Annotated in this window: 20 protein-coding genes and 1 pseudogene; 13 read left to right on the top strand and 8 right to left on the bottom strand. The window is 51.3% G+C overall.

Going from position 1 to position 22,852, the window contains the following annotated elements:
• The first annotated feature begins 140 nt into the window (after positions 1-140).
• Both bcaP and B9L19_RS19420 read left to right on the top strand, forming a co-directional pair.
• The gene (gene bcaP / locus B9L19_RS13720; protein WP_025948413.1) at positions 141-1,556 is read left to right on the top strand and encodes a branched-chain amino acid transporter BcaP; all 1,416 of its coding nucleotides are present in this window, start codon (positions 141-143) and stop codon (positions 1,554-1,556) included.
• A gap of 424 nt (positions 1,557-1,980) precedes the next feature.
• Positions 1,981-2,217, top strand: a pseudogene (locus B9L19_RS19420) (RNA polymerase subunit sigma); the annotation flags it as partial.
• Between the two features lie 67 nt (positions 2,218-2,284).
• Here the strand turns inward: B9L19_RS19420 and tnpB are convergent.
• On the bottom strand, positions 2,285-3,397 hold the full coding sequence (tnpB, locus tag B9L19_RS13710; protein WP_089113961.1) for an IS200/IS605 family element RNA-guided endonuclease TnpB: 1,113 nt from the start codon (positions 3,395-3,397) through the stop codon (positions 2,285-2,287).
• Here tnpB and B9L19_RS19835 point away from each other — a divergent pair.
• A complete protein-coding gene (locus tag B9L19_RS19835; RefSeq protein WP_425268984.1) occupies positions 3,396-3,791 on the top strand; it encodes an anti-sigma factor domain-containing protein in 396 nt (131 codons plus the stop codon). The genes tnpB and B9L19_RS19835 overlap by 2 nt on opposite strands.
• Here the strand turns inward: B9L19_RS19835 and B9L19_RS13700 are convergent.
• A complete protein-coding gene (locus tag B9L19_RS13700; RefSeq protein WP_025948410.1) occupies positions 3,745-3,945 on the bottom strand; it encodes an alpha/beta-type small acid-soluble spore protein in 201 nt (66 codons plus the stop codon). The genes B9L19_RS19835 and B9L19_RS13700 overlap by 47 nt on opposite strands.
• Before the next feature lie 178 nt (positions 3,946-4,123).
• On the opposite strand from B9L19_RS13700, the gene B9L19_RS13695 reads away from it, so the two are divergent.
• The 8 genes from B9L19_RS13695 to B9L19_RS19080 all read left to right on the top strand — a co-directional run bounded on the left by B9L19_RS13695 (position 4,124) and on the right by B9L19_RS19080 (position 11,426).
• The gene (locus B9L19_RS13695) at positions 4,124-5,140 is read left to right on the top strand and encodes a LacI family DNA-binding transcriptional regulator (RefSeq protein ID WP_047753454.1); all 1,017 of its coding nucleotides are present in this window, start codon (positions 4,124-4,126) and stop codon (positions 5,138-5,140) included.
• A 194-nt stretch (positions 5,141-5,334) separates the two neighbouring features.
• Positions 5,335-7,434 (top strand): amylo-alpha-1,6-glucosidase, encoded by a 2,100-nt coding sequence (locus B9L19_RS13690; RefSeq protein ID WP_047753453.1) that lies wholly within the window; start codon positions 5,335-5,337, stop codon positions 7,432-7,434.
• 63 nt (positions 7,435-7,497) lie between these two features.
• Positions 7,498-8,766, top strand: coding sequence for an ABC transporter substrate-binding protein (locus B9L19_RS13685; protein WP_025948407.1), 1,269 nt, complete (start codon positions 7,498-7,500; stop codon positions 8,764-8,766).
• A gap of 136 nt (positions 8,767-8,902) precedes the next feature.
• Entirely contained in the window at positions 8,903-9,802 is a 900-nt protein-coding gene (locus tag B9L19_RS13680) for a carbohydrate ABC transporter permease (RefSeq protein WP_025948406.1), read from the top strand.
• Positions 9,803-9,816: 14 nt separating this feature from the next.
• Complete coding sequence (locus B9L19_RS13675; protein WP_047753452.1) at positions 9,817-10,644, top strand: carbohydrate ABC transporter permease; 828 nt, start codon at positions 9,817-9,819, stop codon at positions 10,642-10,644.
• Between the two features lie 311 nt (positions 10,645-10,955).
• Complete coding sequence (locus B9L19_RS19090; protein WP_167372785.1) at positions 10,956-11,111, top strand: hypothetical protein; 156 nt, start codon at positions 10,956-10,958, stop codon at positions 11,109-11,111.
• Complete coding sequence (locus tag B9L19_RS19085) at positions 11,108-11,275, top strand: hypothetical protein (protein ID WP_011230441.1); 168 nt, start codon at positions 11,108-11,110, stop codon at positions 11,273-11,275. The genes B9L19_RS19090 and B9L19_RS19085 overlap by 4 nt, the downstream gene beginning before the upstream one ends.
• Positions 11,268-11,426 carry a hypothetical protein gene (locus B9L19_RS19080; protein WP_167372784.1) on the top strand — a complete coding sequence of 53 codons (159 nt, stop codon included), beginning with the start codon at positions 11,268-11,270 and terminating at the stop codon, positions 11,424-11,426. The genes B9L19_RS19085 and B9L19_RS19080 overlap by 8 nt, the downstream gene beginning before the upstream one ends.
• Before the next feature lie 79 nt (positions 11,427-11,505).
• On the opposite strand, the gene B9L19_RS13665 is transcribed toward B9L19_RS19080, so the two are convergent.
• Positions 11,506-13,278 (bottom strand): B12-binding domain-containing radical SAM protein, encoded by a 1,773-nt coding sequence (locus B9L19_RS13665; protein WP_025948404.1) that lies wholly within the window; start codon positions 13,276-13,278, stop codon positions 11,506-11,508.
• Positions 13,279-13,536: 258 nt separating this feature from the next.
• Here B9L19_RS13665 and B9L19_RS13660 point away from each other — a divergent pair, with 258 nt between their 5' ends.
• Both B9L19_RS13660 and B9L19_RS13655 read left to right on the top strand, forming a co-directional pair.
• Positions 13,537-15,753 carry a PAS domain-containing sensor histidine kinase gene (locus B9L19_RS13660; RefSeq protein WP_025948403.1) on the top strand — a complete coding sequence of 739 codons (2,217 nt, stop codon included), beginning with the start codon at positions 13,537-13,539 and terminating at the stop codon, positions 15,751-15,753.
• Positions 15,743-16,237 carry a methylated-DNA--[protein]-cysteine S-methyltransferase gene (locus B9L19_RS13655; protein ID WP_025948402.1) on the top strand — a complete coding sequence of 165 codons (495 nt, stop codon included), beginning with the start codon at positions 15,743-15,745 and terminating at the stop codon, positions 16,235-16,237. The genes B9L19_RS13660 and B9L19_RS13655 overlap by 11 nt, the downstream gene beginning before the upstream one ends.
• Before the next feature lie 504 nt (positions 16,238-16,741).
• Here B9L19_RS13655 and B9L19_RS13645 read toward each other — a convergent pair.
• From B9L19_RS13645 to mtnK, 5 genes are all read right to left on the bottom strand, one after another.
• Positions 16,742-17,755, bottom strand: a complete 1,014-nt coding sequence (locus tag B9L19_RS13645) for an ABC transporter permease (RefSeq protein WP_089113960.1) — start codon at positions 17,753-17,755, stop codon at positions 16,742-16,744.
• Positions 17,697-19,247, bottom strand: a complete 1,551-nt coding sequence (locus B9L19_RS13640) for a sugar ABC transporter ATP-binding protein (protein WP_047753446.1) — start codon at positions 19,245-19,247, stop codon at positions 17,697-17,699. The genes B9L19_RS13645 and B9L19_RS13640 overlap by 59 nt, the downstream gene beginning before the upstream one ends.
• On the bottom strand, positions 19,244-20,407 hold the full coding sequence (locus tag B9L19_RS13635) for a sugar ABC transporter substrate-binding protein (RefSeq protein ID WP_025948399.1): 1,164 nt from the start codon (positions 20,405-20,407) through the stop codon (positions 19,244-19,246). The genes B9L19_RS13640 and B9L19_RS13635 overlap by 4 nt, the downstream gene beginning before the upstream one ends.
• A complete protein-coding gene (gene mtnA, locus B9L19_RS13630) occupies positions 20,394-21,461 on the bottom strand; it encodes an S-methyl-5-thioribose-1-phosphate isomerase (RefSeq protein ID WP_025948398.1) in 1,068 nt (355 codons plus the stop codon). Before mtnA ends, B9L19_RS13635 begins: the two co-directional genes overlap by 14 nt.
• 81 nt (positions 21,462-21,542) lie before the next feature.
• Positions 21,543-22,733 (bottom strand): S-methyl-5-thioribose kinase, encoded by a 1,191-nt coding sequence (gene mtnK / locus B9L19_RS13625; RefSeq protein ID WP_025948397.1) that lies wholly within the window; start codon positions 22,731-22,733, stop codon positions 21,543-21,545.
• Between the last annotated feature and the right edge of the window lie 119 nt (positions 22,734-22,852).

Raw genomic sequence — 22,852 nt, 5'->3', positions numbered from 1 at the left:
GCCGCACAAAACGGAAAAAATTTTTTGCTGTTTTTCTTATTTTCGCACTTTACAAAAAAACAAGGATCATGTAGAATGACAACTGTATTCGACAATAAAATTCAACAATTTTCTACAAAAAACGACAAGGGGAGACATCTATGAATTTGTTTCGTAAAAAACCGATTCAGTTGCTTATGAAAGAATCGGGGGCAAAAGGAGCCTCGCTGCGAAAAGAGTTAGGCGCATTTGATTTGACGATGCTCGGCATCGGCGCCATTATCGGGACAGGCATTTTCGTCCTGACTGGGGTGGCGGCGGCGGAACACGCTGGTCCGGCTCTCGTTCTTTCGTTCGTTTTGTCTGGGTTGGCGTGTGTGTTTGCGGCGCTTTGCTACGCAGAATTTGCCTCAACTGTGCCAGTGTCGGGGAGCGCTTACACTTACAGCTATGCCACGTTTGGTGAGCTCATCGCTTGGATTTTGGGATGGGATTTGATTTTGGAATACGGGGTTGCTTCGTCGGCGGTCGCCGTCGGTTGGTCCGGCTATTTCCAGGGGTTGCTTGCCGGTTTTGGCATCGAACTGCCAAAGGCGCTGACGAGTGCGTATGATCCGGCGAAAGGAACGTTCATCGATTTGCCAGCGATTATCATCGTCCTGTTCATTACGTTTTTGTTGAATTTAGGGGCGAAAAAATCGGCTCGTTTTAATGCGGTGATCGTTGCCATTAAAGTGGCGGTCGTGCTGCTCTTTTTGGCGGTCGGTGTTTGGTACGTCAAACCGGAGAACTGGACGCCGTTTATGCCGTATGGCTTCTCTGGCGTAGCGACCGGCGCGGCGACGGTGTTTTTTGCTTACATCGGCTTTGATGCGGTGTCGACGGCGGCAGAAGAAGTGCGCAATCCGCAGCGCGATATGCCAATTGGCATCATCGTCTCGTTGCTTGTGTGCACATTGTTGTATATTGCGGTTTCGCTCGTATTGACAGGCATCGTTCCGTACGAGCAGCTCAACGTGAAAAACCCAGTGGCGTTTGCGTTAAACTATATCCACCAAGACTGGGTGGCGGGCTTTATTTCGCTCGGGGCGATCGCCGGCATTACGACCGTGCTCCTTGTGATGATGTATGGGCAGACGCGTCTCTTCTACGCCATCAGCCGCGACGGTTTGCTGCCGAAAGTGTTTGCTCGCATCAGCCCGACGCGCCAAGTGCCGTATGTCAATACGTGGCTGACGGGAGCGGCTGTAGCGGTATTTGCCGGCATCATTCCGCTCAACAAATTGGCGGAACTGACGAACATCGGCACGCTCTTTGCCTTTATCACCGTCTCGATCGGCGTGTTGGTGCTGCGTAAAACGCAGCCGGACTTAAAGCGGGCATTCCGCGTTCCGTTTGTCCCAGTCATCCCGATTTTGGCTGTCTTATTCTGCGGCTACCTCGTTCTTCAGCTTCCGGCGACGACATGGATCGGTTTTGTCTCGTGGCTGCTGATCGGTTTAGTGATTTACTTTATCTACGGCCGCAAGCATAGTGAGCTGAATGAAATGGCACGGACGGAAGAAAAGGCCGGATGAACGGCCAAACAATGAAAAAGGGGCTGACCCAAATGGGGAAACAGCCCCTTTTTCCATTATGTCAAATTTTTCGGCAACACCGCGTTTCACTCTTTTTTCATTTAGAAGGGTTCATCTCCACAAAGTGTACTTGACAAGTGAGGCTTTTTCGCGCGTCACCATGTCTGAAAAATGTTGATTTACTGATTTCCCTTTACAGAAGAAAGCGTGAGATGTTTTGAAACCGTCAAGCACAGAAATACATGATTTTTGCTGATGGAGGGCGTGTGCTCGGCGCAGGCGGCGTTGAGCCTTTTTGGGGACTTGTGTTCACTTGCGCGACTTGAAAAAATCCCTTTTGAGCGACGGCCATATTTGGGTTGCGATGTGCGAATAATATAAAGAATGAGCGTCAGTCCGGCTTTGTATAAGCGGGGTGAAAAGGGTGTTTGGGACATTATTGAAAAGAAGAGAGAGAACGCTTGAACGGACGGTTGTGGAAATTCAGCGGGGAAATGAAGCGTTGCGCAATGAGCTCATCCGGCAATATAAGCCGTTTATCGTTAAAACAGTCTCCAGTGTATGCAAGAGGTTCATTCGTGAGGAAGATGATGAGGCGAGCATTGGACTGATCGCTTTTAACGAAGCGATTGAAAAATATGCGTTGCACAAAGGAGATTCTTGGGAACACCCGCCCCACGGCAGGCTGTCCACCAAGCCATCCCCGTGCGTCCCACGGTTGTGCTGTCTTACAACGACAGCAAACGAAGCCCTTCATTCAGGATATTCCGAGCGGCGTTGTGGTCCCGGTCATGTTCGGCCCCGCAGCTCGGGCACACCCACTCGCGGATGCCGAGCGACTTCACCTCAACCTGCCGGTGCCCGCAGCACGAGCACAATTGACTCGAGGGAAACGTGCTCGCAACACGAACCACCGTCCGCCCGTACCATGTCGCTTTATACTCAAGCATGTTGAGAAAACGTCCCCACGCGGAATCAGAAATGGATTTGGCCAGCTTGCGGTTCTTTTGCATGTTCCTAACACGCAAGTCCTCCACGCACACCACTTGGTTTTCGCGGATGAGGCGGGTGGACAGTTTGTGCAGGAAATCGTTCCGGCAGTTGGCAATTTTTTCATGAAGCTTGGCCACTTTCAAACGGGCTTTCTCCCAGTTCGAACCGCCTGGCTTTCGACGAGCCATCACCCGCTGCCAGTAGGCGAGCTTTTCTTCATACCGGCGCCAATACCGGGGGTGTTCGATCGTTTCGCCTGTGGAAAGCACCACGATCTGTTTCAACCCCAAATCGACGCCCACTTTCTTGTCGGTTTGGGGCAATGGGGGAATATCCGTTTCCACGAGAATGGAGACGAAATACTGCCCCGCTCGATTTCGACGAATCGTGGCGGAGAGAATGCGGCCTTCCATCTCGCGGCTTTTGGCGAACTTCACCCATCCGAGCTTGGGAAGTTTCAATCGATGGCCGTCCACTTCGATCGTAGGGCGTCCGTTCTTCGGGTAGTTGCACTGGGCGGTGTACGATTGGTTCAGGTGTTTTTTGCTTTTGAAGCGGGGAGCGTTCGCCGTTCCCTCGAAGAACCGGTCAAACGCCTCGGACAGCTGTTGCAGTGCGTTTTGCAAGGCGGTCGAATCGGGAGTCTTCAGCCACGGGATCGTTTGTTTCAATGCCGTCAGCCTTTTGGAACATTCGTTGTAGCCGAGCCTTCTTCCGGTGGTTTCATACGTCTCCTTCCACTCGGCCAAAAAGTGGTTGTACACAAATCGGCAGCACCCGATCGTTTGGTTGATGAGCTTCGCTTGTGTTGAGGTGGGATACAACCGAAAGCGGTAGGCTCTATGCATGATCTTCCCTCCTACATACAGGAACGTGTGTTCTATCACTATCCATTTTACACCTTCTGTTCTGTGGAAGCAAGAGGAAGAGCGACGGCAAATCTCGATTCATCCCCCACTTACGCTCACGCATGGAAGTGGGGACTTCTTGGTTCATGGTGATAAAAGGGGTGCTTTCATTGTAAAAAAGGGAATTGTGCTGGAGTTAGGTGAAGAGTTCGTCACGGTATTGACGCCGGAAGGGGAATTTCTTCGATTGAAAAAAGAAAAAGAAAGATCGCCGCCAAGCCGACGTCCGCCGCCATTTGAAAGTGATGGATGCCAAAACGAAAAAAGCCGAGTGATTCCGCTCGGCTTTATTCCGTTTTTCGGCCTGCCAATTCGCTTTGTGCTTGAGCAATGAGCCGTTTCGTCATTTCTCCGCCGACGGAGCCGTTGGCGCGCGAAACCGTGCCAGCCCCGAGCTGTACGCCAAACTCTTGGGCGATTTCGTATTTGATTTGTTCCAACGCTTGTTCGATGCCTGGAACAAGCAGTTTGTTGCTTGAACGAGCCATATGAAATTCCTCCTTGATGGTTTTTTTGGTGAGGTATGATTAGTATGGACGATCTAACAAAGAGATATGGTTGGGAATTAAAGGAGGAATTTTTCATTAAAAAAAGATTGCAAACGTTTTCGGTTATTGTTTATAATGAAAACGAGCAGATGACCGAAAACGTTTTGGAGGAATGGAAGTGACAACCATTAAAGATATTGCCAAGGCAGCGGGAGTTTCGATTACGACGGTTTCACGCGCGCTGAACGGCTATTCCGATGTGAATGAAAAAACGAGACAAAAAATCATGGATATCGCGAAGCAGTTGAACTACAGCCCCAATACACTGGCGCGCGGGCTTGTCATGAATAAATCGAAGACGATCGGGCTGCTCGTTTCTGGATTAACAAGGGAAAGCGCCAAGGATAATTTTACCTTTGAGGTGCTGGCCGGCGTCAATGAGTATGTCAGTGAAGTCGACTATGATATGGTGCTGTTCAGCACGACATCGACCAAGCAAAGAGAAAAAACGTATACACAGCTTTGTCGGGAGCGGCGCGTCGATGGGGCGATTTTGCAAGGGATTCGTACGGATGACCCGTATTTGCATGAGGTCGTGGAAAGCGAAATTCCATGTGTCCTGATTGATATTCCCATCGAGTCCAAAACCGTTGGCTATGTGACAACGGACAATGTGCTGGGTGCGAAAAAAGCGGTGCGTCATTTAATTGAGCTCGGGCATAAACGGATCGCTATGATCAATGGATATGAATACGCATTTGTGAGCGAACAGCGGGTGAAAGGATTCAAGGAGGCGTTGATTGAAGCAGGTTTGCCCGTACGCGAATATTGGATTGCCAATGGGGCGTTCCGCGAAGAAATCGCGGAGCGGGAGGCATTGAGGCTGCTTCAGCAATATCCAGAAATTACGGCTTTCTTTTGTGCAAGCGATTTAATGGCGCTAGGTGTCATCAAGGCAGTAAAACAGCTTGGAAAGCGGGTTCCGGACGATGTGGCCGTGATTGGCTACGATGACATTATTTTAGCGTCCTATTCATCGCCTGCACTCTCCACCATCGCCCAAGACAAATTTGCTATGGGATATGAGGCCGCCAAGCTGTTGATTGATATGCTGGAAGGCAACGCTCAGTCCCATGTCAAGATTCTGGAAACAGAACTGAAAATACGGGGGTCGACGGTGAAAAAAGATGGATGAGGGCTTTTTTCACCGCCCTGAGCCAGTTTCAGTTATGATCCAAAACGTTTCGGATTGTTGTGGTGTCATGAAGACAGATTTTTTTGAATCATGAATGAAAACGTTTTGGAATTCGCTTGTCAAGCATAATTGACGCAGAAAAGACATCGTGCTGTTGAGCCGATGATGACAACCTAGAATCAGGGGGAAGCAACATGGATTATCGAGTGATTAAAGAAAACGATGTGTTTTTATTGACAGATCAAGACGGGAATATCCCTGAACATCATCCGTACGGATTAGGGCTGTATACAAAAGACACCCGTTTTTTGAGCAAATGGAGTTTGCGCATCAATGGGGAAGAACCCGTGCTGCTGGCGTCTGATGCGGCACAAAATTATGTCGCTACCATTTTATTGACAAACCCTCATATTGAACGGGACGGAGAGCTGATTTTGTGGCGCGAATCCGTCGAAATTGAGCGCAAACGATTTATTTATGCGGGTGTGCTCTATGAAACCATTAAGCTGAAAAATTATCATCCCAAGCCGGTGCAATTGGAAATCAGCGTGCACATGGATGCCGATTTTGCCGATATGTTTATCGTTCGCGGCTTTCAGACAGGAGAGGTGGGAAAGCGGACAGGCCAGACCATTGGAAAACGTTCGCTCACGTTCCATTACGAGGGAGCCGACGGAGTGGAACGGGCAACGAAGGTCAGCTGGGATCGAGAGGAGAAAACCGTTAAGGAACATGGAGAAATTGTTTTTGACTTTGCGCTCGACCGGGCGGAAGAGCAGACGGTTACGTTGATGGTCGAACCGATCACCGGCAAAACAGGCAGAGTGGAGGTCATTCCGCCTGAACAGGCGCTTCAACGATTGCAAGAATCCTATCAGCGTTGGGAAAGGGAAACAGCGAACGTCATCACGGACGAACGACAGTTTGAGCGTTTAGTCCGCCGGGGCATTGGGGATTTGCGGGTGTTGCTTACGGATCTTGGCTGTGGGCCATTTCCGGTGGCCGGACTTCCGTGGTTTGGCGTTCCCTTCGGCCGGGACAGTTTGATTGCGGCCTTGCAGCTGCTCCCGTTCAACCATGAAATAGCCAAAGGCACGTTGTTGACAATGGCCCGCTATCAGGGAACGAAAGTAGACCCGTGGCGCGATGAACAGCCTGGAAAAATCATGCATGAAATCCGATTCGGTGAGTTGGCCAATACGAATCAAATTCCGTTTACCCCTTATTACGGAACGATCGATGCGACGCCGCTCTTTTTAGTTCTGTTGGTGGAGTATGTCAAATGGACCGGCAACTTCGATCTCGTCCGGCAGCTTCGATCCAACATTGATGCGGCGCTCCATTGGATTGACCGGTATGGCGACCGCGACGGCGATTTATTTGTCGAGTATTTCCAGGAATCGAGCAAGGGGATTGCCAATCAGGGATGGAAAGATTCAGGCGATTCGATTGTGCACGAAAACGGCGAGTATGCCCGCGCGCCGATCGCCCTTGTTGAAGTCCAAGGCTACGTTTATCACGCCAAAATGGGGCTTGCCGACATTTTCGAACAGCTTCAGGAAGTGGAAAAAGCAGAAGCGCTTCGAACGCAGGCGGAAGCTTTGAAAAAGCGCTTTGAAGAACAGTTTTGGATGGAAGATCGGAAATTTTATGCTCTTGCGTTAGATGAAAACAAAGCCCCTGTCAGAACGATTACATCGAACCCAGGTCATGTGCTGTTTTCCGGAATGCTCGAAGGAAGGCGGGCGGATGCCGTCATTGACACCCTTCTTTCGGAAAAAATGTTTTCGGGTTACGGCATCCGGACGATGGCCGAAGGAGAAGCGGGATATAACCCGATGAGCTATCATAATGGAAGTATTTGGCCGCATGACAACAGCCTCATTTTGCTTGGATTAAGCAAATTGGGGCGGCGGCGCGAGGCAAAGACGATCATTGAAGGACTCGTGGAAGCATCGATGCATTTTGAGTATGATCGCTTGCCGGAGTTGTTTTGCGGCTACAGCCGGTCAGAGGGAAAACCGGTCCGCTATCCTGTCGCCTGCTCGCCGCAAGCATGGGCGGCTGGGACGCCATTGGTGTTTGTCCAAGCGCTGTTAGGCTTGTTCCCTAATGCCATCGAGCAAAGCATTTCTTTGTCACCGACTTTGCTTGATTCCATGAATATGCTGAAAGTCGAGAATATCGCGATTGGCTCCGGGCGCTTATCACTGACGGTGATGCGTGAACATCAAGGCTGCCGTGTTCATATTGACGAAAACACGACAGGCTGGGACCTCATCATTCAACCATAACAAGGAAAGGTCTTCCTTTCCTTGTTATATAAAATATTTCATTGATAAAAAAGGGAGGTTGTGATGGAGATGAAAAAATGGCTGGCAACAGTTGGCGCAGCATCAGTGCTGTTCGGCAGCCTTTTGGCTGGCTGCAGCGGAGGAGAGAAAGCGGAGCAAACGAATGGGGGAGGCAAAGCAGGAGAACAAGTAGAAGTGACGTTGGCTGGCTGGGGCGGCAATCCAACGGAACAGAAGTTGTTGAAACAAACACTGGATGATTTTGAAAAAAAATATCCCAATATTAAGGTCAAGTATGAAGTCATTGCCGACCAGTATATGGATGTCATCAAAACCCGTTTAGCGGGTGGGCAAGGGCCGGATGTGTTTTACCTTGATGCATTTGAAGCCCCAGCTCTGATTGAAACAGGGGCGCTTGAGCCGCTTGACAAATATGTAACGGACGATTTTGACATTAACGATTTTGAAAAGCCGATGCTGGATGCGTTTAAAGGGAAAGACGGGAAAATTTACGGGTTCCCGAAAGACTATTCGACGCTAGCACTGTTTTACAATAAAAAGATGTTCGAAGAAGCAGGCGTCGAAGTTCCAAGAACTTGGGATGAACTGCGGGAAGTGGCGAAAAAGCTGACAAAAGGGAAGCAAGTATACGGATTTGGCGTTGCACCGGAACTGGCTCGCTTATACTACATTGCTGAATCCAAAGGCGGCAAAGTTGTGACGGATAATAAAGCGAGCTTCGCCGATCCGAAAGTCGTCGAGGCGCTCCAGCCGATCGTGGATATGCACGTAAAAGATAAGTCGGCAGCCCAGCCGAATGAAGTAGGGGCCACATGGGGCGGCGAGATGTTCGGTCAAGGCAAAGCGGCTATGGTGATTGAAGGGAACTGGGCGATTCCGTTCCTGCAAGAGACGTTCCCGAACTTAGAATTTGGAACGGCTGAAATTCCGACGATCAACGGCAAAAAAACGACCATGGCTTATACGGTTGCCTATGTCATGAACAAAGATTCGAAAAAGAAAGAAGCTGCTTGGAAGCTGATCGAGTATTTGACTGGCAAAGAAGGCATGAAAACATGGACGAGCAAGGGGTATGCTTTGCCGACGCGGAAATCGGTCGCTGCTGAATTGGGATTTGACAAAGATCCGTTGCGGGCGCCATTAGTCGCCGGAGCATCGTATGCAACTGTATGGCAAAACGGAACGAACTTGCCGATTATTACAAACAACTTCAATAACCAATTTGTCAGCGCTTTCCTTGGTGAACGTCCGCTTGCTGAGGCATTGAAAGAAGCGCAAAAAACGGCCAATAGCGAAATCCAGAGCAAATAAGGCGAGTCAGCTCCTGGCAGACGGACATGCTCTGCCAGGGAGCTGTTCCTTTCTTTCTAACCGCAGCTGTTTTCGGCTGCGTTAGAAAGAGAGGAATAGCGATTTTCGATTCTCGGCAAGGAGAGAGGGAAATGGGATGAAAAGAATGTCAACGAAGCGAATGTGGCGCGAAGCGGGGGCAGGCTACCTGTTTTTGTCGCCTACTTTATTTGTGCTGCTTCTTTTTATTATCGGGCCGATTTTGTTTGCGATCTTTCTAGCCTTTCATAAAGTGCAATTGTTGGGCACGACTTCGTTTGAGTTCGTCGGGCTGGATAATTTCAAGCGCATGGCCGATGATACTCGGGCCAAAATCGCGTTATGGAACACACTGAAATATGTCATCATTGTCGTTCCCTTCCAAACCATTTTAGCGCTTGTATTAGCAGCGACGTTAAATGCGGGACTCAAGGGCCAAAAGTTTTTCCGCATTGTGTACTTTTTGCCGACGTTGACGTCCTCGGCCGTGTTGACGCTCATTTTCATGTGGATGTACAACCAAAATGGGCTCATCAATCACGTATTGAAAGCGGTTGGTTTGCCGACATATAACTGGATCGGCGATCCGGATGTAGCATTGAATGCCATTATGATCATGAACATTTGGGCGACAGCACCGTATTTTATGGTCATTTATCTCGCCGCGCTGCAAGATGTCCCTGATTCATTGTATGAAGCAGCGGAACTGGACGGAGCCAGCGCCTGGCAAAAGTTTTGGCATATAACCGTTCCCTATTTGCGGCCGGTGACCTCATTTGTCGTGATCATGGGGCTGATTGGGACATTTCAGCTGTTTGACCAATCGTATATTTTCTCGAGTGGTTCCGGCGGGCCGAACAACTCGACGTTGACGGTTGTGCTTTTGATTTACCAATATGCGTTTAAAACATTAGGGACAATGGGATATGCCGCTGCACTCGCCTTTGCGTTAGCAATCTTGATTTTCATCGCGACATTGTTGCAACGGAAGTTGTCAAAAGAAGAGTCTCTTTACTAAGGGGATGAGCATGGATGAAAAAGAAAATGGGCATTGGAAAGCTGTTGCTGTATGCCATCTTGATCACATATGCCGTGATTACAATGATTCCATTTTTATGGGCGCTGTCCTCGTCGTTTAAGACGCTTGAAGAAATTGTAAGCGGAACCATGTCCTTTATTCCGAAAAAGTTTACGCTTGATAATTATAAGCAAATTTTTGTCGAACAGGAGTTGTTTCCGCGCTGGCTGTTAAACAGCGTTGTGGTTGCAGGAACTGTCACGGTGCTGAATTTATTGTTCAACTCTATGGCTGGCTATGCGTTGGCTCGACTGCAATTTCCCGGCAGAAAACCACTGTTTCTGATCATTTTGGCTGTCTTGATGATTCCAGCGCAAGTGACGATGATTCCGAACTATTTGATTTTGAAACAGCTTGGCTGGCTGAACTCGTATCAAGGGATGATCGTGCCGACGATGGTGAACGCCACGTTTATTTTCATGATGCGGCAGTTTTTCATTAACTTTCCAAAAGAGTTGGAAGAGGCGGCCGAACTTGACGGCCTCGGGCGGTTCGGGATCTTTTTCCGAATCGTATTGCCGCTCGCCCGTCCAGCTCTGGCGGCTCAAGCCATTTTCGTCTTCATGGGTTCGTGGAACGATTTCATGCGCCCGCTCATTATTTTGTCCGATCCGCAGCTATTTACGCTGCCGCTTGGCCTTAACAGCTTTAAAGGACAGTACATCAGCTATTGGAATTATATTATGGCGGCATCCATGGTGTTTACGCTGCCGGTGTTGGTCATTTATGTCTTTTTCAACCGCTACTTTATCAAAGGAATTTCGTTCACAGGCGGGAAATGATAGGTGTGTTGCACCGTAGTTTATCGATCATATCAAGAAGAAGAGGCTGTTCGCCAAAGGAGGATTGCCACCCTTTGGCGGCAGCCTTTTTTCGTGCGGCATATTGATATTTGCGTGTGCCGTTTGCCAACTTCACTCCATTTGTTGTTCTGGACGATTGTGAGCTCGAAGATGAAAAAACGAATATGTATGCGTATGAAATTTTCGATAAAAAGAAAGATGGCTGCATGAAAGTCGTGCTAAAACCGTAGCGATGCATAAAGAATGTTCGGCCGAGACACGATAAGAAAAAATGCGGAAGGAGGATGAATGTGGCGAACATTGCATTTCCGGTCGCCCACCTGCAAGACGGGACGCTTCGCCAGCTGCAGCAGCTCGAGCAGCGGCTGCGTGAAGAAACAGGAGAAGAAATTGTGCTTGTCGCTTATGAGCGGAAAACGGTTGATGAGGAGGAGACGAAACGATGATGAAGCGAAAAGTGAAATTTGACGCAGCGAAAAACAACAACAAAACGCCGACGGAAAGCTTGCCGGATACGGAATTTGCGGCCCAATACGCCGGCGAGGAAGATATGATCCGCGGCGCGAACCGCAATTCGAAAAAAGGGCGACAAGGAGGCGGCGATGGGTAAAGAGCATCAGGAGCGGCATGCTCGAACGAATGAAGAAATGGCATTTGAATGGGGCGATTTCGCTCGTGATCAGTCGTTTTGGCTGATCGAGGAGCAAAAGCAAGCAAAGGCAAAGGAGAAGGAGACAAAACAAAAAGCGCCGCCGCGGTGAGGGCGCCGTTTTGATGGGATTGGATCGGTGGGCGGACAAAGAAGAGCGCTGGAAACAGCGCTCTTTTTCGCTTGGGCGTTCAAGCCGATGCGGATGACGCAAACAGGGTGGAAAGCGGTGCAGAAAAGACCGTAGCTCCTGTGCCAGACGGGTCGAAATAGGCGACGATGGCCGTTGGCGCAAACGAGACCTGCTTCGCGGCGATATAGCGGCCGACATCGACCGGCACGATTTCCACGACCGTATGTTTAAACAATTCCTTTTCCCCGAGCCCGAGGGCGGCAAAGTCCTCCCCAAGCGCCTCGGGGCGCTCAAGCAGCGCGCGGTAGACGGTCGTGCGCGTCGTTTTCTCCGTTTTTTCTTCCCACCACGGCTTGCGCGGCTTATGCTTTTGTCCACGCAAGTAGTCGTATTTCATGAGCGATTCGGCGACAGGCAGGGCATCTGGCGCACACGTACGTAAAAACTCATGCAAGCGGCGGAATAAATCCTCCAGCTGATGGCCAATGCGCGCCCAGCCGCGCTCATCCCAATACGTGCCAAACTGCTGGAAAAAGTCAAACGGAGATGGGAACACATCGGTCACCAAGTACTCGATCGTTTCGTCCATTCGATGGGCGTTCCAATACTTTTCGAGCACGTCTTCCACTTGCTTGATGCGGATGACGTCATCAAACGACAAGACGTTGTTGGCGAGCACTTCGTATGGCGCATGGTCCATATACACATAGCCGTACTCCTCGGCGCGCAGACGTAACCCAGTGCCGCGCAGCAGTTTCAAAAAGCCAAGCTGCAGTTCTTCCGGGCGAAGGGCGAACACGTCGTTAAACGTCTTTCGGAACGAGTTGTAGTCTTCTTCGGGCAGACCAGCGATCAAATCCAAATGCTGGGCGATTTTCCCGCCTTCTTTAATCATCGTCACCGTTCGCGAAAGTTTTGCGAAGTTTTGCTTGCGCATAATGAGACGGTTCACTTCGTCGTTTGTCGACTGGACGCCGATTTCAAAGCGGAACAGCCCGGGCGGCGCCTCCTTGTTTAAAAACTCGATGACCTCCGGGCGCATAATGTCGGCGGTAATTTCAAACTGAAATACCGTTCCCGGTACATGTTCGTCAATTAAAAAGCGAAACATGTCCATGGCATAGCTGCGGCTGATGTTGAACGTCCGGTCGACGAACTTGATCGTCCGCGCTCCGTGCTTCATTAAATAGCGCAAGTCATCCTTGATTTTTTCACGGTCAAAATAGCGGACACCTACTTCAATCGAGGACAGGCAAAATTGGCAACTGAACGGGCAGCCGCGGCTTGTCTCCACGTAGATGATCCGGTTCGGAAGATGTGGGATGTCTTCCGGAAAGCGAAACGGCGACGGCATATCAGCAAGGCGGAGCTTGTTCCGTTGTGGATTCATGACGATGCGGTCTCCATCGCGAAACGCCAGCCCTGCGACATCTGCCACTTCTTTGCGGCCTTCTAAGGCAAAGAGCAGCTGTTTAAACGTTTCTTCACCTTCACCGATGACGATAAAATCCAATTCTGGCACCCGCTCCATCCATTCACGCACATCGTACGACACTTCCGGTCCGCCGGCGACGATGACCATATTCGGCGCTGCTTTTTTCAGCAGCTTGACGACTTTGATCGTTTCTTCAATGTTCCAAATGTAGCAGCTGAAGCCGATGACATCCGGACGGCGTTGGTACAAATCCGTCACAATGTTCAGCACTGGGTCTTTGATCGTATACTCAACAAGCTCGACGTCAAATTCGGGCTGAGCGTATGCTTTTAAATAGCGGATGGCTAAATTCATATGAATGTATTTGGCGTTCAATGTCGCACAGACGATGTTCATCGCAACAAAACCCCTTTGTCTATAATATAGCAGCGAAACTCCTTTGTCTATATAGATGCAATTGGAAGGTTTCATTTGGCTTTAAGCGAGGGGGAGCGTTGACTATCATGCAGTTTAGCCAAATGAAAAAGCAGAAAAACTTGTCGAACATTGTGGAAAAGAATTTTAAAAAATCTTCGTAAATCAAGGGAGGAGTAAATTTTTCCACATCGAATATATATTTCGTTGAACGGTTTGAATAGACAAGGAGAGATGGATATGGCCCAAAGCCTTTCTCCTCGGGAAGAACAAAATGCATCGCCGGATGTGCGGTCGCTTGAAGAGGAAAATCGGCGGTTAAAAGAGCGGTTGAACAGTTATTCGATCATTTTTGAGCGGTCGCTCGATGCGATCATGATTGTCAATAAAAACGGCGAATTTGTCGATGCGAATGAGGCAGCGTGCAAGCTGTTTGAGATGGATAAGTTTTCGTTGATCGGCCGTTCGTTTTCTTCGTTCCTCGAACTTGTGCCGCCTGATATTTTGCTGTTTCAGCGCTCGATGCTGCAAAAGTTCGGTTCGTTCAGCGATGAACTGCTCATCAAACTGCCGGACGGCAAAGTGAAGCATGTGGAATTTTCGATGAAAAAGGATGTGTTCGACGAATTTGACCTTGTCATGATGCGCGACATCTCAGCCCATAAGGCGCTTGAGCGCGAACGCATCATTCATGAGTTTTTGTTTCGCGACGTATTTAACCGCGCCGTTGACGGCATCGTCATTTTCGATGAATTTGGGCGGTTTATCGATGTCAATCCGGCGTTTTCGATGAGCTTGAACTTGGAAAAAGGAAAACTGCTCAATTTGTCGTTTCAGCAGTTCGTCGCCCGCGAATGCGCCAATGAGTTCGCTCGGCTGCTCGCGGAAGTGAAAGAAAAGGGAACGGCCAAAGGCGAGTTGTCGCTTGTTCGCCCGGACGGAACGGTGAAAATGTTTGAGCTGACGGCGACTTCCAACGTCTATAGCGGGTTTTACATGGCCATTATGCGCGATGTGACAGAAAGAAAAAATATGGAAATCAAGTTGCAAAAAAGCGAAGAACGGTTCCGGGCTATTTTCGAACAAGCGCATGAGGCGATCCTCATTTGGGACGATTTTGGCTGCATATTGAACGCCAATCCGGCGGCGAGCCGGACGTTTGAGCTGCCCTTGAATTTGCTTGTGCGCCGCAATTTGTTTGATTTTGTCGACTATGGGGACGAAAAGGTGAAACGCATTTTCAGCGAGTTCCGCCGCAAAGGGGAAATCCGTGACGAGCTGACGTTTCATATGCCGAACGGTGAGGATAAGCAGCTCGAGTTCACCATGAAAAAAGGAGCGATCGACGGGTACCACTTGACGATTTTCCGCAATGTGAGCGAGCGGCGGAAAATCGAGCGCGAGTTGCGCGAAAGCGAGCAAAAGTTCCGGAGCATTTTCGATCATGCGATGGATGGTATTTTGCTTTGGGATGCGAATCATCGGATCATCGACGCCAATCCAGTTGTCTGCGGCATTTTTTCCGTCGAAAAGGAGGCGCTGCTTGGCCGAATGGTGGTCGAGCTCGTTCCGGAGCGAGCGCGCCGCCAGCTCAATAAGCTGTTTCAACAATGCCAACGCACCGGCGAAGCGAGCGGCGAGGTCGAATTTTTCGACGAGGGAAAAGGGAGAATTATTGAGTTTTCACTGAAAAAGGAAGTGATTCCTAGCGTGGGGATGATGATGTTGCGCGATGTGACTGAGCGCAAGGAGATGGAGCTGCAGCTGCGCAAGTCGGATACGCTCAACGTCGTCGGGGAATTGGCCGCCGGCATCGCCCATGAAATCCGCAATCCGATGACGGCGCTAAAGGGCTTCATTCAGCTGTTGCAAGGAAGCATTGACGGCGACTATTCGATGTATTTTAATGTCATTATGTCGGAATTGAAGCGAATTGAGTCGATCATCACCGAGTTTCTCGTCTTGGCGAAGCCGCAGGCGGTGCAATATAGGCAAAACGACATCTGCAAAATTATGCAAGATACGATCGATTTGATCAGCGCCCAAGCGATGATGCACAACGTGCAAATCATCGCCGACTTCGAGCGTGGGCTGCCGCCGGTGTATTGCGAGCCGAACCAGCTGAAGCAAGTGTTCATCAATATTTTGAAAAACGCCATCGAAGTGATGCCAAAAGGCGGGGACATTACGGTGCGCATCGTCCGCGCTGACTGCTATGTGCGCATCTCCATCACCGACCAAGGATGCGGCATTCCAAAAGATAAAATCAAAAAGCTTGGTGAGCCGTTTTATACGACGAAAGAACGCGGCACCGGCCTCGGCTTGATGGTCAGCTATAAAATCATAGAAGAGCACCAAGGGAAAATTGAAGTGGAAAGCGAAGTCGGCGTCGGCACAACGTTCCATATCACGTTGCCGATCGAACGAATGGAAAGAGAGGACGACGATGACGATTGAATATGCAGTATACCGCTCAGAGCTGCTCGGCGACATTTACATCGCCTCCGACGGCGACGCGATTGTCAAAGTCGAGCTGTTTCCAGAAGAATGGCGCGCGTTCGCTGGCGAACATTCGGTTGTCAAAAACTGGTCGCCACTTCTTGAACGCGCGTTTAGGCAGCTGGATGAGTATTTCCACGGTCGACGCCAAGTATTTGACTTGCCGCTGAAGTGGAAGGGAACAGCCTTCCAAGAAGAGGTGTGGGCGGCGCTTTGCCGTATCCCATACGGCGAGACGGCGACATACGCTGACATCGCCGCGCAAATCGGCCGCCCGAAAGCGGTGCGCGCCGTCGGCCAGGCAAACCGGGCGAATGAACTGTCGATTCTCGTTCCGTGCCACCGTGTTGTCGGCAAAAACGGCGCTCTCATTGGCTATGCCGGAAGACGCACCGATGTGAAGGCGAAGCTGTTGGAGCTGGAGCGCCGCTTACGTAGATGACGCTCTTGCGTTCGTGGAACAGGCAAAGGGTTTGGAAGGCGTTGTATGCGGATGCTGCAATGGAGCAGGCGGAAAAAGAAGCTGATGGCTTGCCTATATATAAGTTGAAACTTTGTTTTACATCCGGCAGAGGGCCCGCCGCAGTCTATCAAAGTCGACTTGTATGAAGGGAAAACAGAATCGAACAATCGGAAAATCTTTATTGCAACTTATATAGATGCAATTTGAAGCTTTACCATTTATCGCTTTTATCAAGTATTTGATCCGACTGTCGGGCGACCGAACAATGCCGCTTCCAGACCCATATATGGGTCTGTGAAGCAGGTGGTTGTTCGGTCTTCCGTCACGCCAAGGCGTGACGGTGCAAGCCTGTGGCTTGCCTTCGACAGTCGAAAATGGACAAACCGCTTTTCCGTCAAGGATATGGTAAACTTCTTCGTTGCATCTATATGAAAAACGCGTCTGCCCCCGAGGATTGCCATCCACGGGGGCAGAGATCGGGCGTTATTTTTTTTGCCAATGCGACAAGGCGAGGGCGCCGACTAAAATGACGCCTTTTATAATGTCTTGGGCGTAATACGGAACGTTTGCCATCGTCAAGCCGTTCAGCAGCACGCCCATTAAAATCGAGCCGAACAATGTGCCGATGACGTTCGGCTTGCCGGCGCCAAAGACGGAAAAGCCGATGTAGGCGGCAGCGACGCTGTCCATTAAAAGCGAGGCGCCGGCCGACACTTGCCCGGTGCCGATGCGCGAGGCAAGGACGATGCCACCTAAGGCCGCAAAAAACCCGCTGATGACGTATGCATATGTCCGATAGCGGTTGACCGGGATGCCTGAGAGCCTTGCCGCCTCGCGGTTTTCCCCGGTCAAATAAAAGAGGCGGCCGGGTTTCGTGTACGTTAAAAACAGATGAGCGGCCATGACGACAAATAGCATTAGCAAGACTGAAAACGGTATGCCGAACAGCTCTCCCTGGCCGATAAATAAAAAGGAAGGAATGAATTTGCCCGGCGCCGTGCCGCCATCGGGCAGCGGCATGTCGTTGTAGATCGAAAACCCTTTCGTATAGGTGAGTTGCACGCCGTTAATGGCGTACATCGTCGCCAATGTCGCGAGCAAATCCGGCAATTTGAATTTGACGATCAATAGCGAGTTCAAGAGCCCGACAGCAATGCCAAGCAACAGCGGCACGAGCAGGGTGATGAAAATTTCTTGGCGGTACAGGACGAGCGCCGCTGCGCTCGCGATCGTCGCGAGGCTCACCGTCGAGCCGACGGACAAATCGAAGCCATCGACGATGAGCGAAAACGTAATGCCGATCGCCACGAGCGTCACGATCGAAATGGACCGCAAAATGTCACTGAAGTTTTCATACGTAAAAAATCGGTCTTGCGTGATGCCGAAGTAGGTGATCACGGCAAGAATGGCCAGCAAGGTGCCGTGTTTATACAACCATTCAAGAATGGACGGCGCCGTGTTTTTCGATGGCGTTGTGGAAACGGCTGGCTGGCTCATGGATCTCACCTCCGCTGCAATAGTAAACAAGCTGTTCATACGTCAGTTCAGCGGCCGGCAGGCGGGCGAGCAGCCGCCCGTCGACCATCACGTAGATGGTGTCGCAAATGTCAAGCAGCTCTTGAAATTCGCTGGAAAAGTACAGCACCGTTTTTCCTTCATCGGCAAGGGAGCGAATGATGGAAAACACCTCTTGCTTCGCGTGGACATCGATCCCTTTCGTCGGTTCGTCGAACAAAAAGACGCGCGCGTTCGTGTTCAGCCATTTGCCGATGACGACTTTTTGCTGGTTGCCGCCGCTTAAGTGGCGAACGACGGTGGTGCTTGATGGCGGATGAACACCTAGCGAGCGGACGAGCCCGTCGGCTTCAGCCGCTTCTTTCGCCCGGCTGATCCATTGCCAGCGCGACAGGCGGGAAAGAAGGCGGACGGTCAAGTTCGTTTTCACTGACTCGGGTAAAAACAACCCTTGTTTGCGCCGTTCTTCCGGGATGAGGCAAAGGCCGGCGTCGATGGCTTCATAAGGCGATGAGAACACATAGCGTCTGCCATCCATTTCCCACTCGCCGGATGTGTTCCGATGGGCGATGAGGCTTTCGGCAAGCTCCGTCTTGCCGGCGCCAACCAAGCCAGCGATGCCGACGATTTCGCCGCGGTGGGCGTATAGGTCGATGGTTGTCCCGGTTTTGTCGATCAACATTCCGCGGGCGGCAAACGCGATGTCGCTTCTGTATGTGCGTGTTTGTTTCGCGGCGGCGGTCCGCTTCGTTCCAGTCATATGAAGGACGATGTCCTCAAGCGGCAGGCTGCGGGCGCCTCCGTGATAGACGACGCGGCCGTCGCGCAAAATGGTCAGCCGGTCAGCGATCTCCTGAACTTCTTTCAGTTTATGAGAGATGTAAATAAAGCCGACGCCTTGCTGCTTCAGTTCTGTGATGATGGCAAACAGACGTCTTGTTTCCGCCTCGCTTAAGGCGGCCGTCGGTTCGTCTAGGATGATATAGCGCGCGTTGGATGACAGCACTTTGGCGAGCACAATCAGCTGCTTTTCATGGAGCGAGCAGTCGCGAACCAATTTCGTCGGCGGCAACGACAGGCCGACGCGGCGAAGCAGGGCGGCGGCCCGCTCTTTTTCGTGACGCAGCGAGCGAATCGGCCGTTGCTTCACATGGACGAACTCGTCCGCCGCTACATTTTCGTAAATCGGCAAGCCGGGAAAGAGCGCTGTGTCAATTTCTTGAACGACAAAGCCGATGCCGGCTCGTTTCGCGTCAAGCGGCGATGAAAACGTGTATATCGTACCGTCGATCGTGATCGTACCAGCGTCAGGCGGAACGGCGCCGGCCAAAATGTTCATGAGCGTGCTTTTGCCGGCGCCGTTCATGCCTAAAAGGGCGTGGACTTCGCCAGGACGAACGTCGAAGTCCACGCCGTCAAGCACGCGCACGGCGCCAAACGATTTTTCCATGCCCCGCATTGACAACCCGTTCATTTTTTGTTCACCTGGGCTTCCAACGTTTTCATCCACGGCGAGATGGCGACATTGGATTGCCCCCAGCCCGGAATGTATTGCGAAAGCTCATTCATCGACACTTGTTTGTCCGGGAGATCGGACCGTTTCACTAAATGAGGCTCAAGCGAGTAAATGTTCGGCGTTTTTTCTCCGGCGATTTTTTGATACGCGAACCGCACTTGGACGCGGCCGACTTCGGCTGGATCTGTCGCCGTTGTCGCCACCCATGGGCTGTTTGGTTTTTGGATCATTTGCAAATCTTCATCGCTCAAATCAATGCCGTACACTTTAATTTCCGTGCGCCCGGCTTGCTCGATGGCGCGCGTCGCCCCTTTGGCGAACTCGTCCCAAGTTGCGAAGACAGCGTCAATGTCGCCTTTGTTCGGGTATTTTTTCAAAATCGCTTCCATTTGCGTTTGCGTGTCCAAAGCCGTGTTGGCGCTCGCCGTGCCGAACTTGGCGATTTCTTTAATGTTCGGATAGCGTTTTTTGAACGCGTCATAAATGACATGGCGACGTTCCATCGGGGTAAAGCCGCCGACCCAAATCGTGACGATGTTGCCTTCCCCGTTTAAGTCTTCTGCGAGCGTTTTTAATGTTTTCCAGGCGAGGCTGTAGTCGTCTTGGTCGATGACGGTGACGCCGGGAATGTTCAAATCGTTGTCAAACGCCACAACGGGAATGCCTTTGGCGACGGCTTTTTTCACCGGGCCTTCGAGCGCATCGGCGCGGCCGTGATCAAGCAAAATGGCGTCCACATTTTGGGTAATGGCCGTCTCAACGTACGATGCCATTTTGGTTAAATCGTTGTCGGCGTTGTAAATTTGCACCTCGCCGCCGAATTTTTGCACTTGTTCTTTGACGCCGGCGACGTATTGCGATGAGAACGTGCCGATGGACAGTTGCATAATGGCCGCGATTTTCACCGGCTTTTTCAACTTTTCGGGAATGGCCGCCTGTTCGCTGCTCGGTGCGGTTTGGCTGTTTGATGATGCGGTGTCGCCTTTGTTGCTTGTTTGCTTCGTTTCGTTGGCCGGCTTGGAGCTTACAGCGTCTTGCTCGTGTGTGCAGCCAGCCAAGATGGAGAACACGGCAAAGAAAAGAAGAAAAAGGGAAGATAAGGCCTTAAATCGTTTCATGTTGCTCCTCCTTTGTGAATAATGATGGCAGCGTTGCGTCGTAATGGCCGCGAATGATGCCTTTTTCGGTAATGATCGCGGTAATGAGTTCGTTTGGCGTTACGTCAAACGCCGGATTGTATACGTTGACGCCTTCCGGGGCGATGCGCACGCCGGCAATGTGGGTCACTTCATCCGGATGGCGTTCTTCGATCGGGATGTCCGCACCTGTTTTCGTCGTCAAATCGATCGTGGACAACGGTGCGGCGACGTAAAACGGAATGTCAAACGACTTCGCGAGCAAGGCCAGGCCGAACGTACCGATTTTGTTCGCCGTATCGCCGTTTTGCGCGATCCGGTCGGCGCCGACGATGATGGCGCCAATGCCTTTCGCCTTGATCGTTTGCGCCGCCATGTTGTCGGTGATGAGCGTCACATCAACGCCCGCCTGCATCAGCTCCCAGGCGGTCAGGCGCGCCCCTTGCAACACCGGCCGCGTCTCGAGAGCGTAAACGGATAGTTCAATTCCTTTTTCTTTCGCCAAATAAAACGGGGCGAGCGCCGTTCCGTAGCGGGCAGTGGCGATTGAGCCAGCGTTGCAAATCGTCATCACCCGGTCGCCTGGTTGAAAGAGCGACAAGGCGTGTTCACCGATGCGGCGGCACACATCCTCATCTTCCACTTGAATGCGGATCGCCTCATGGATGAGCGCCGTTTTTGCCTCGTTGACGGAAAGGGCGTCGGCCGCAGCGGTGACAAGCCGATCGAGCGCCCAAAACAAGTTGACGGCGGTCGGCCGGGCAGTGGCTAGGTAGTCACGATCTTGTTTCAAGCGGCGGTGGAATTCATCGAGCGATTTGGTGTCATAGCCCAGTGCGGCAAGCGCCAGGCCATAGGCGGCGGTGATGCCGATCGCCGGCGCTCCGCGCACTTTCAGCGTGGCAATCGCCTCATAGACGTCTTCCAGAGTGTGCAAGTCGATATATTCGATGATGGATGGCAGCTTTTGCTGGTTTAAAATCGTTACATGCGTCTCGCGCCATTCAACGGAGCGTGGGATGGCAAAGGTGCTCATCGCCATCTTCCTTTCTCTTTTTTTGGTTTGTCCGGGTCAGCGCCGTGCAGCTTGCGTCTAGACCCGGACGATTGTATGGCATTATCGTTCTGTTTCGGCAAACAGGCGGCGGAAGTCTTCCGTTCCGGTGAACTCGCGGCGCTCCATGATCAAGCGGCGGCCGAGGCGAAGCGCATGCCGCTTGGCAGCAAGGCGCACCTCTTTTTGCTCAATGCCGTCAAGGTCGGCCACATGGGCGAGGCCGATCGTCCGGCGGATGACTTCGCAGCCGGCAAAGCCGACGGCATCGATGAACGCGTGCCAGAGCACGTCCTCGAGCAAGCCCGGCGTCGCGGCGTACGTTTCCACGCTCTCGGTGCGCCAAAGGGTTGAGAACACGGACGCAAAGACGTCCCATGTCCGGTCGATGTGGTCAAAGAGCGGTTGGCGCTCTAATTCAGAGCGGGACAACGCATTTAACAGCAAATTGGCGAAAAATTGGCCAAGGTCAAATCCGATCGGACCGTAAAAGGCGAATTCCGGGTCGATCACTTTCGTTTCGTCGGCGCTTACGAAAATGCTGCCGGTGTGCAAATCGCCATGCAAGAGCACATCGGCTTCGGTCAAAAACTTGCGCTTCAGCTTTGCTGCTTCTAGGTGCAGACGGTCATCGCGCCAAAGCGCTTCAACGTCTGGGCGCAATTCGTCTTCAAAGTTGTTCGTTTCGTGGTCAAAAAACGGGTCGGTGAAGACGAGGTCTTCCGTAATTTTGCACAGTTCCGGATTGACGAAGCTTTGCGCCAATTTCTTTTTCTCTTGCTGGTTCATGCCGAAGTCAGACGTATAAAATGCCGTTTTGGCGACAAATTCGCCGATATGCTGGGACAAAAGCGGATACGTTTTCCCTTCGATCAGCCCTTTGCGGGCGATTTGCAAACGGGATAAGTCTTCCATCACCGTAATGGCGAGCGATTCGTCAGAATAGTAGACTTTCGGCACGTATTGCGGCACGTAGCTCGCAAACGTGCGCAGCGCGTTGCTTTCAATGACAGCGCGCTTTAACGTGAGCGGCCAGCTTTCGCCGACCACTTTGGCGTACGGCAACGCTTGTTTGATGATGACGCCTTGTTTCGTTTCTTGATCGACGATATGAAAAACAAGGTTCAAGTTCCCGTCGCCGATCTCGCGGCACAAAAGAGGCGCTCCGTCGCGGAATAAGCCGAGGCGGACAGCGAGAGATACCGCCTTCGGTTCGGTCAGCGGTTCGTAAACCGATGTTTGAACAGTGGTCATTTCCCTTGTTCCCCCTTTTTTTCCTTTCGCTCGTTTTCAAATGCCGGTTCTGACGCGCGCTAAAACTCGGCGTTTCCGGCAAATGAAAAAGCCTCTTTCGCATACGGAAAGAGGCTTGA

The organism is Geobacillus thermocatenulatus (genome assembly GCF_002217655.1).
Lineage (GTDB): Bacteria > Bacillota > Bacilli > Bacillales > Anoxybacillaceae > Geobacillus > Geobacillus thermocatenulatus.
This window is presented reverse-complemented; position numbering and strand designations above follow the sequence as displayed.

Bases quoted from the DNA above. Each gene is read 5' to 3' on its own strand.
- mtnK (WP_025948397.1), bottom strand. From the start codon at position 22,733: ATGACCACTGTTCAAACATCGGTTTACGAACCGCTGACCGAACCGAAG.
- B9L19_RS13640 (WP_047753446.1), bottom strand. From the start codon at position 19,247: ATGAACGGGTTGTCAATGCGGGGCATGGAAAAATCGTTTGGCGCCGTG.
- B9L19_RS13680 (WP_025948406.1), top strand. From the start codon at position 8,903: ATGAAAAGAATGTCAACGAAGCGAATGTGGCGCGAAGCGGGGGCAGGC.
- B9L19_RS19835 (WP_425268984.1), top strand. From the start codon at position 3,396: ATGATCTTCCCTCCTACATACAGGAACGTGTGTTCTATCACTATCCAT.
- B9L19_RS13660 (WP_025948403.1), top strand. From the start codon at position 13,537: ATGGCCCAAAGCCTTTCTCCTCGGGAAGAACAAAATGCATCGCCGGAT.
- B9L19_RS19080 (WP_167372784.1), top strand. From the start codon at position 11,268: ATGGGTAAAGAGCATCAGGAGCGGCATGCTCGAACGAATGAAGAAATG.
- B9L19_RS13665 (WP_025948404.1), bottom strand. From the start codon at position 13,278: ATGAACATCGTCTGTGCGACATTGAACGCCAAATACATTCATATGAAT.
- B9L19_RS13700 (WP_025948410.1), bottom strand. From the start codon at position 3,945: ATGGCTCGTTCAAGCAACAAACTGCTTGTTCCAGGCATCGAACAAGCG.
- B9L19_RS13685 (WP_025948407.1), top strand. From the start codon at position 7,498: ATGGAGATGAAAAAATGGCTGGCAACAGTTGGCGCAGCATCAGTGCTG.
- B9L19_RS13655 (WP_025948402.1), top strand. From the start codon at position 15,743: ATGACGATTGAATATGCAGTATACCGCTCAGAGCTGCTCGGCGACATT.
- B9L19_RS19085 (WP_011230441.1), top strand. From the start codon at position 11,108: ATGATGAAGCGAAAAGTGAAATTTGACGCAGCGAAAAACAACAACAAA.
- mtnA (WP_025948398.1), bottom strand. From the start codon at position 21,461: ATGAGCACCTTTGCCATCCCACGCTCCGTTGAATGGCGCGAGACGCAT.
- B9L19_RS13675 (WP_047753452.1), top strand. From the start codon at position 9,817: ATGAAAAAGAAAATGGGCATTGGAAAGCTGTTGCTGTATGCCATCTTG.
- B9L19_RS13635 (WP_025948399.1), bottom strand. From the start codon at position 20,407: ATGAAACGATTTAAGGCCTTATCTTCCCTTTTTCTTCTTTTCTTTGCC.
- tnpB (WP_089113961.1), bottom strand. From the start codon at position 3,397: ATGCATAGAGCCTACCGCTTTCGGTTGTATCCCACCTCAACACAAGCG.
- bcaP (WP_025948413.1), top strand. From the start codon at position 141: ATGAATTTGTTTCGTAAAAAACCGATTCAGTTGCTTATGAAAGAATCG.
- B9L19_RS13690 (WP_047753453.1), top strand. From the start codon at position 5,335: ATGGATTATCGAGTGATTAAAGAAAACGATGTGTTTTTATTGACAGAT.
- B9L19_RS13645 (WP_089113960.1), bottom strand. From the start codon at position 17,755: ATGAGCCAGCCAGCCGTTTCCACAACGCCATCGAAAAACACGGCGCCG.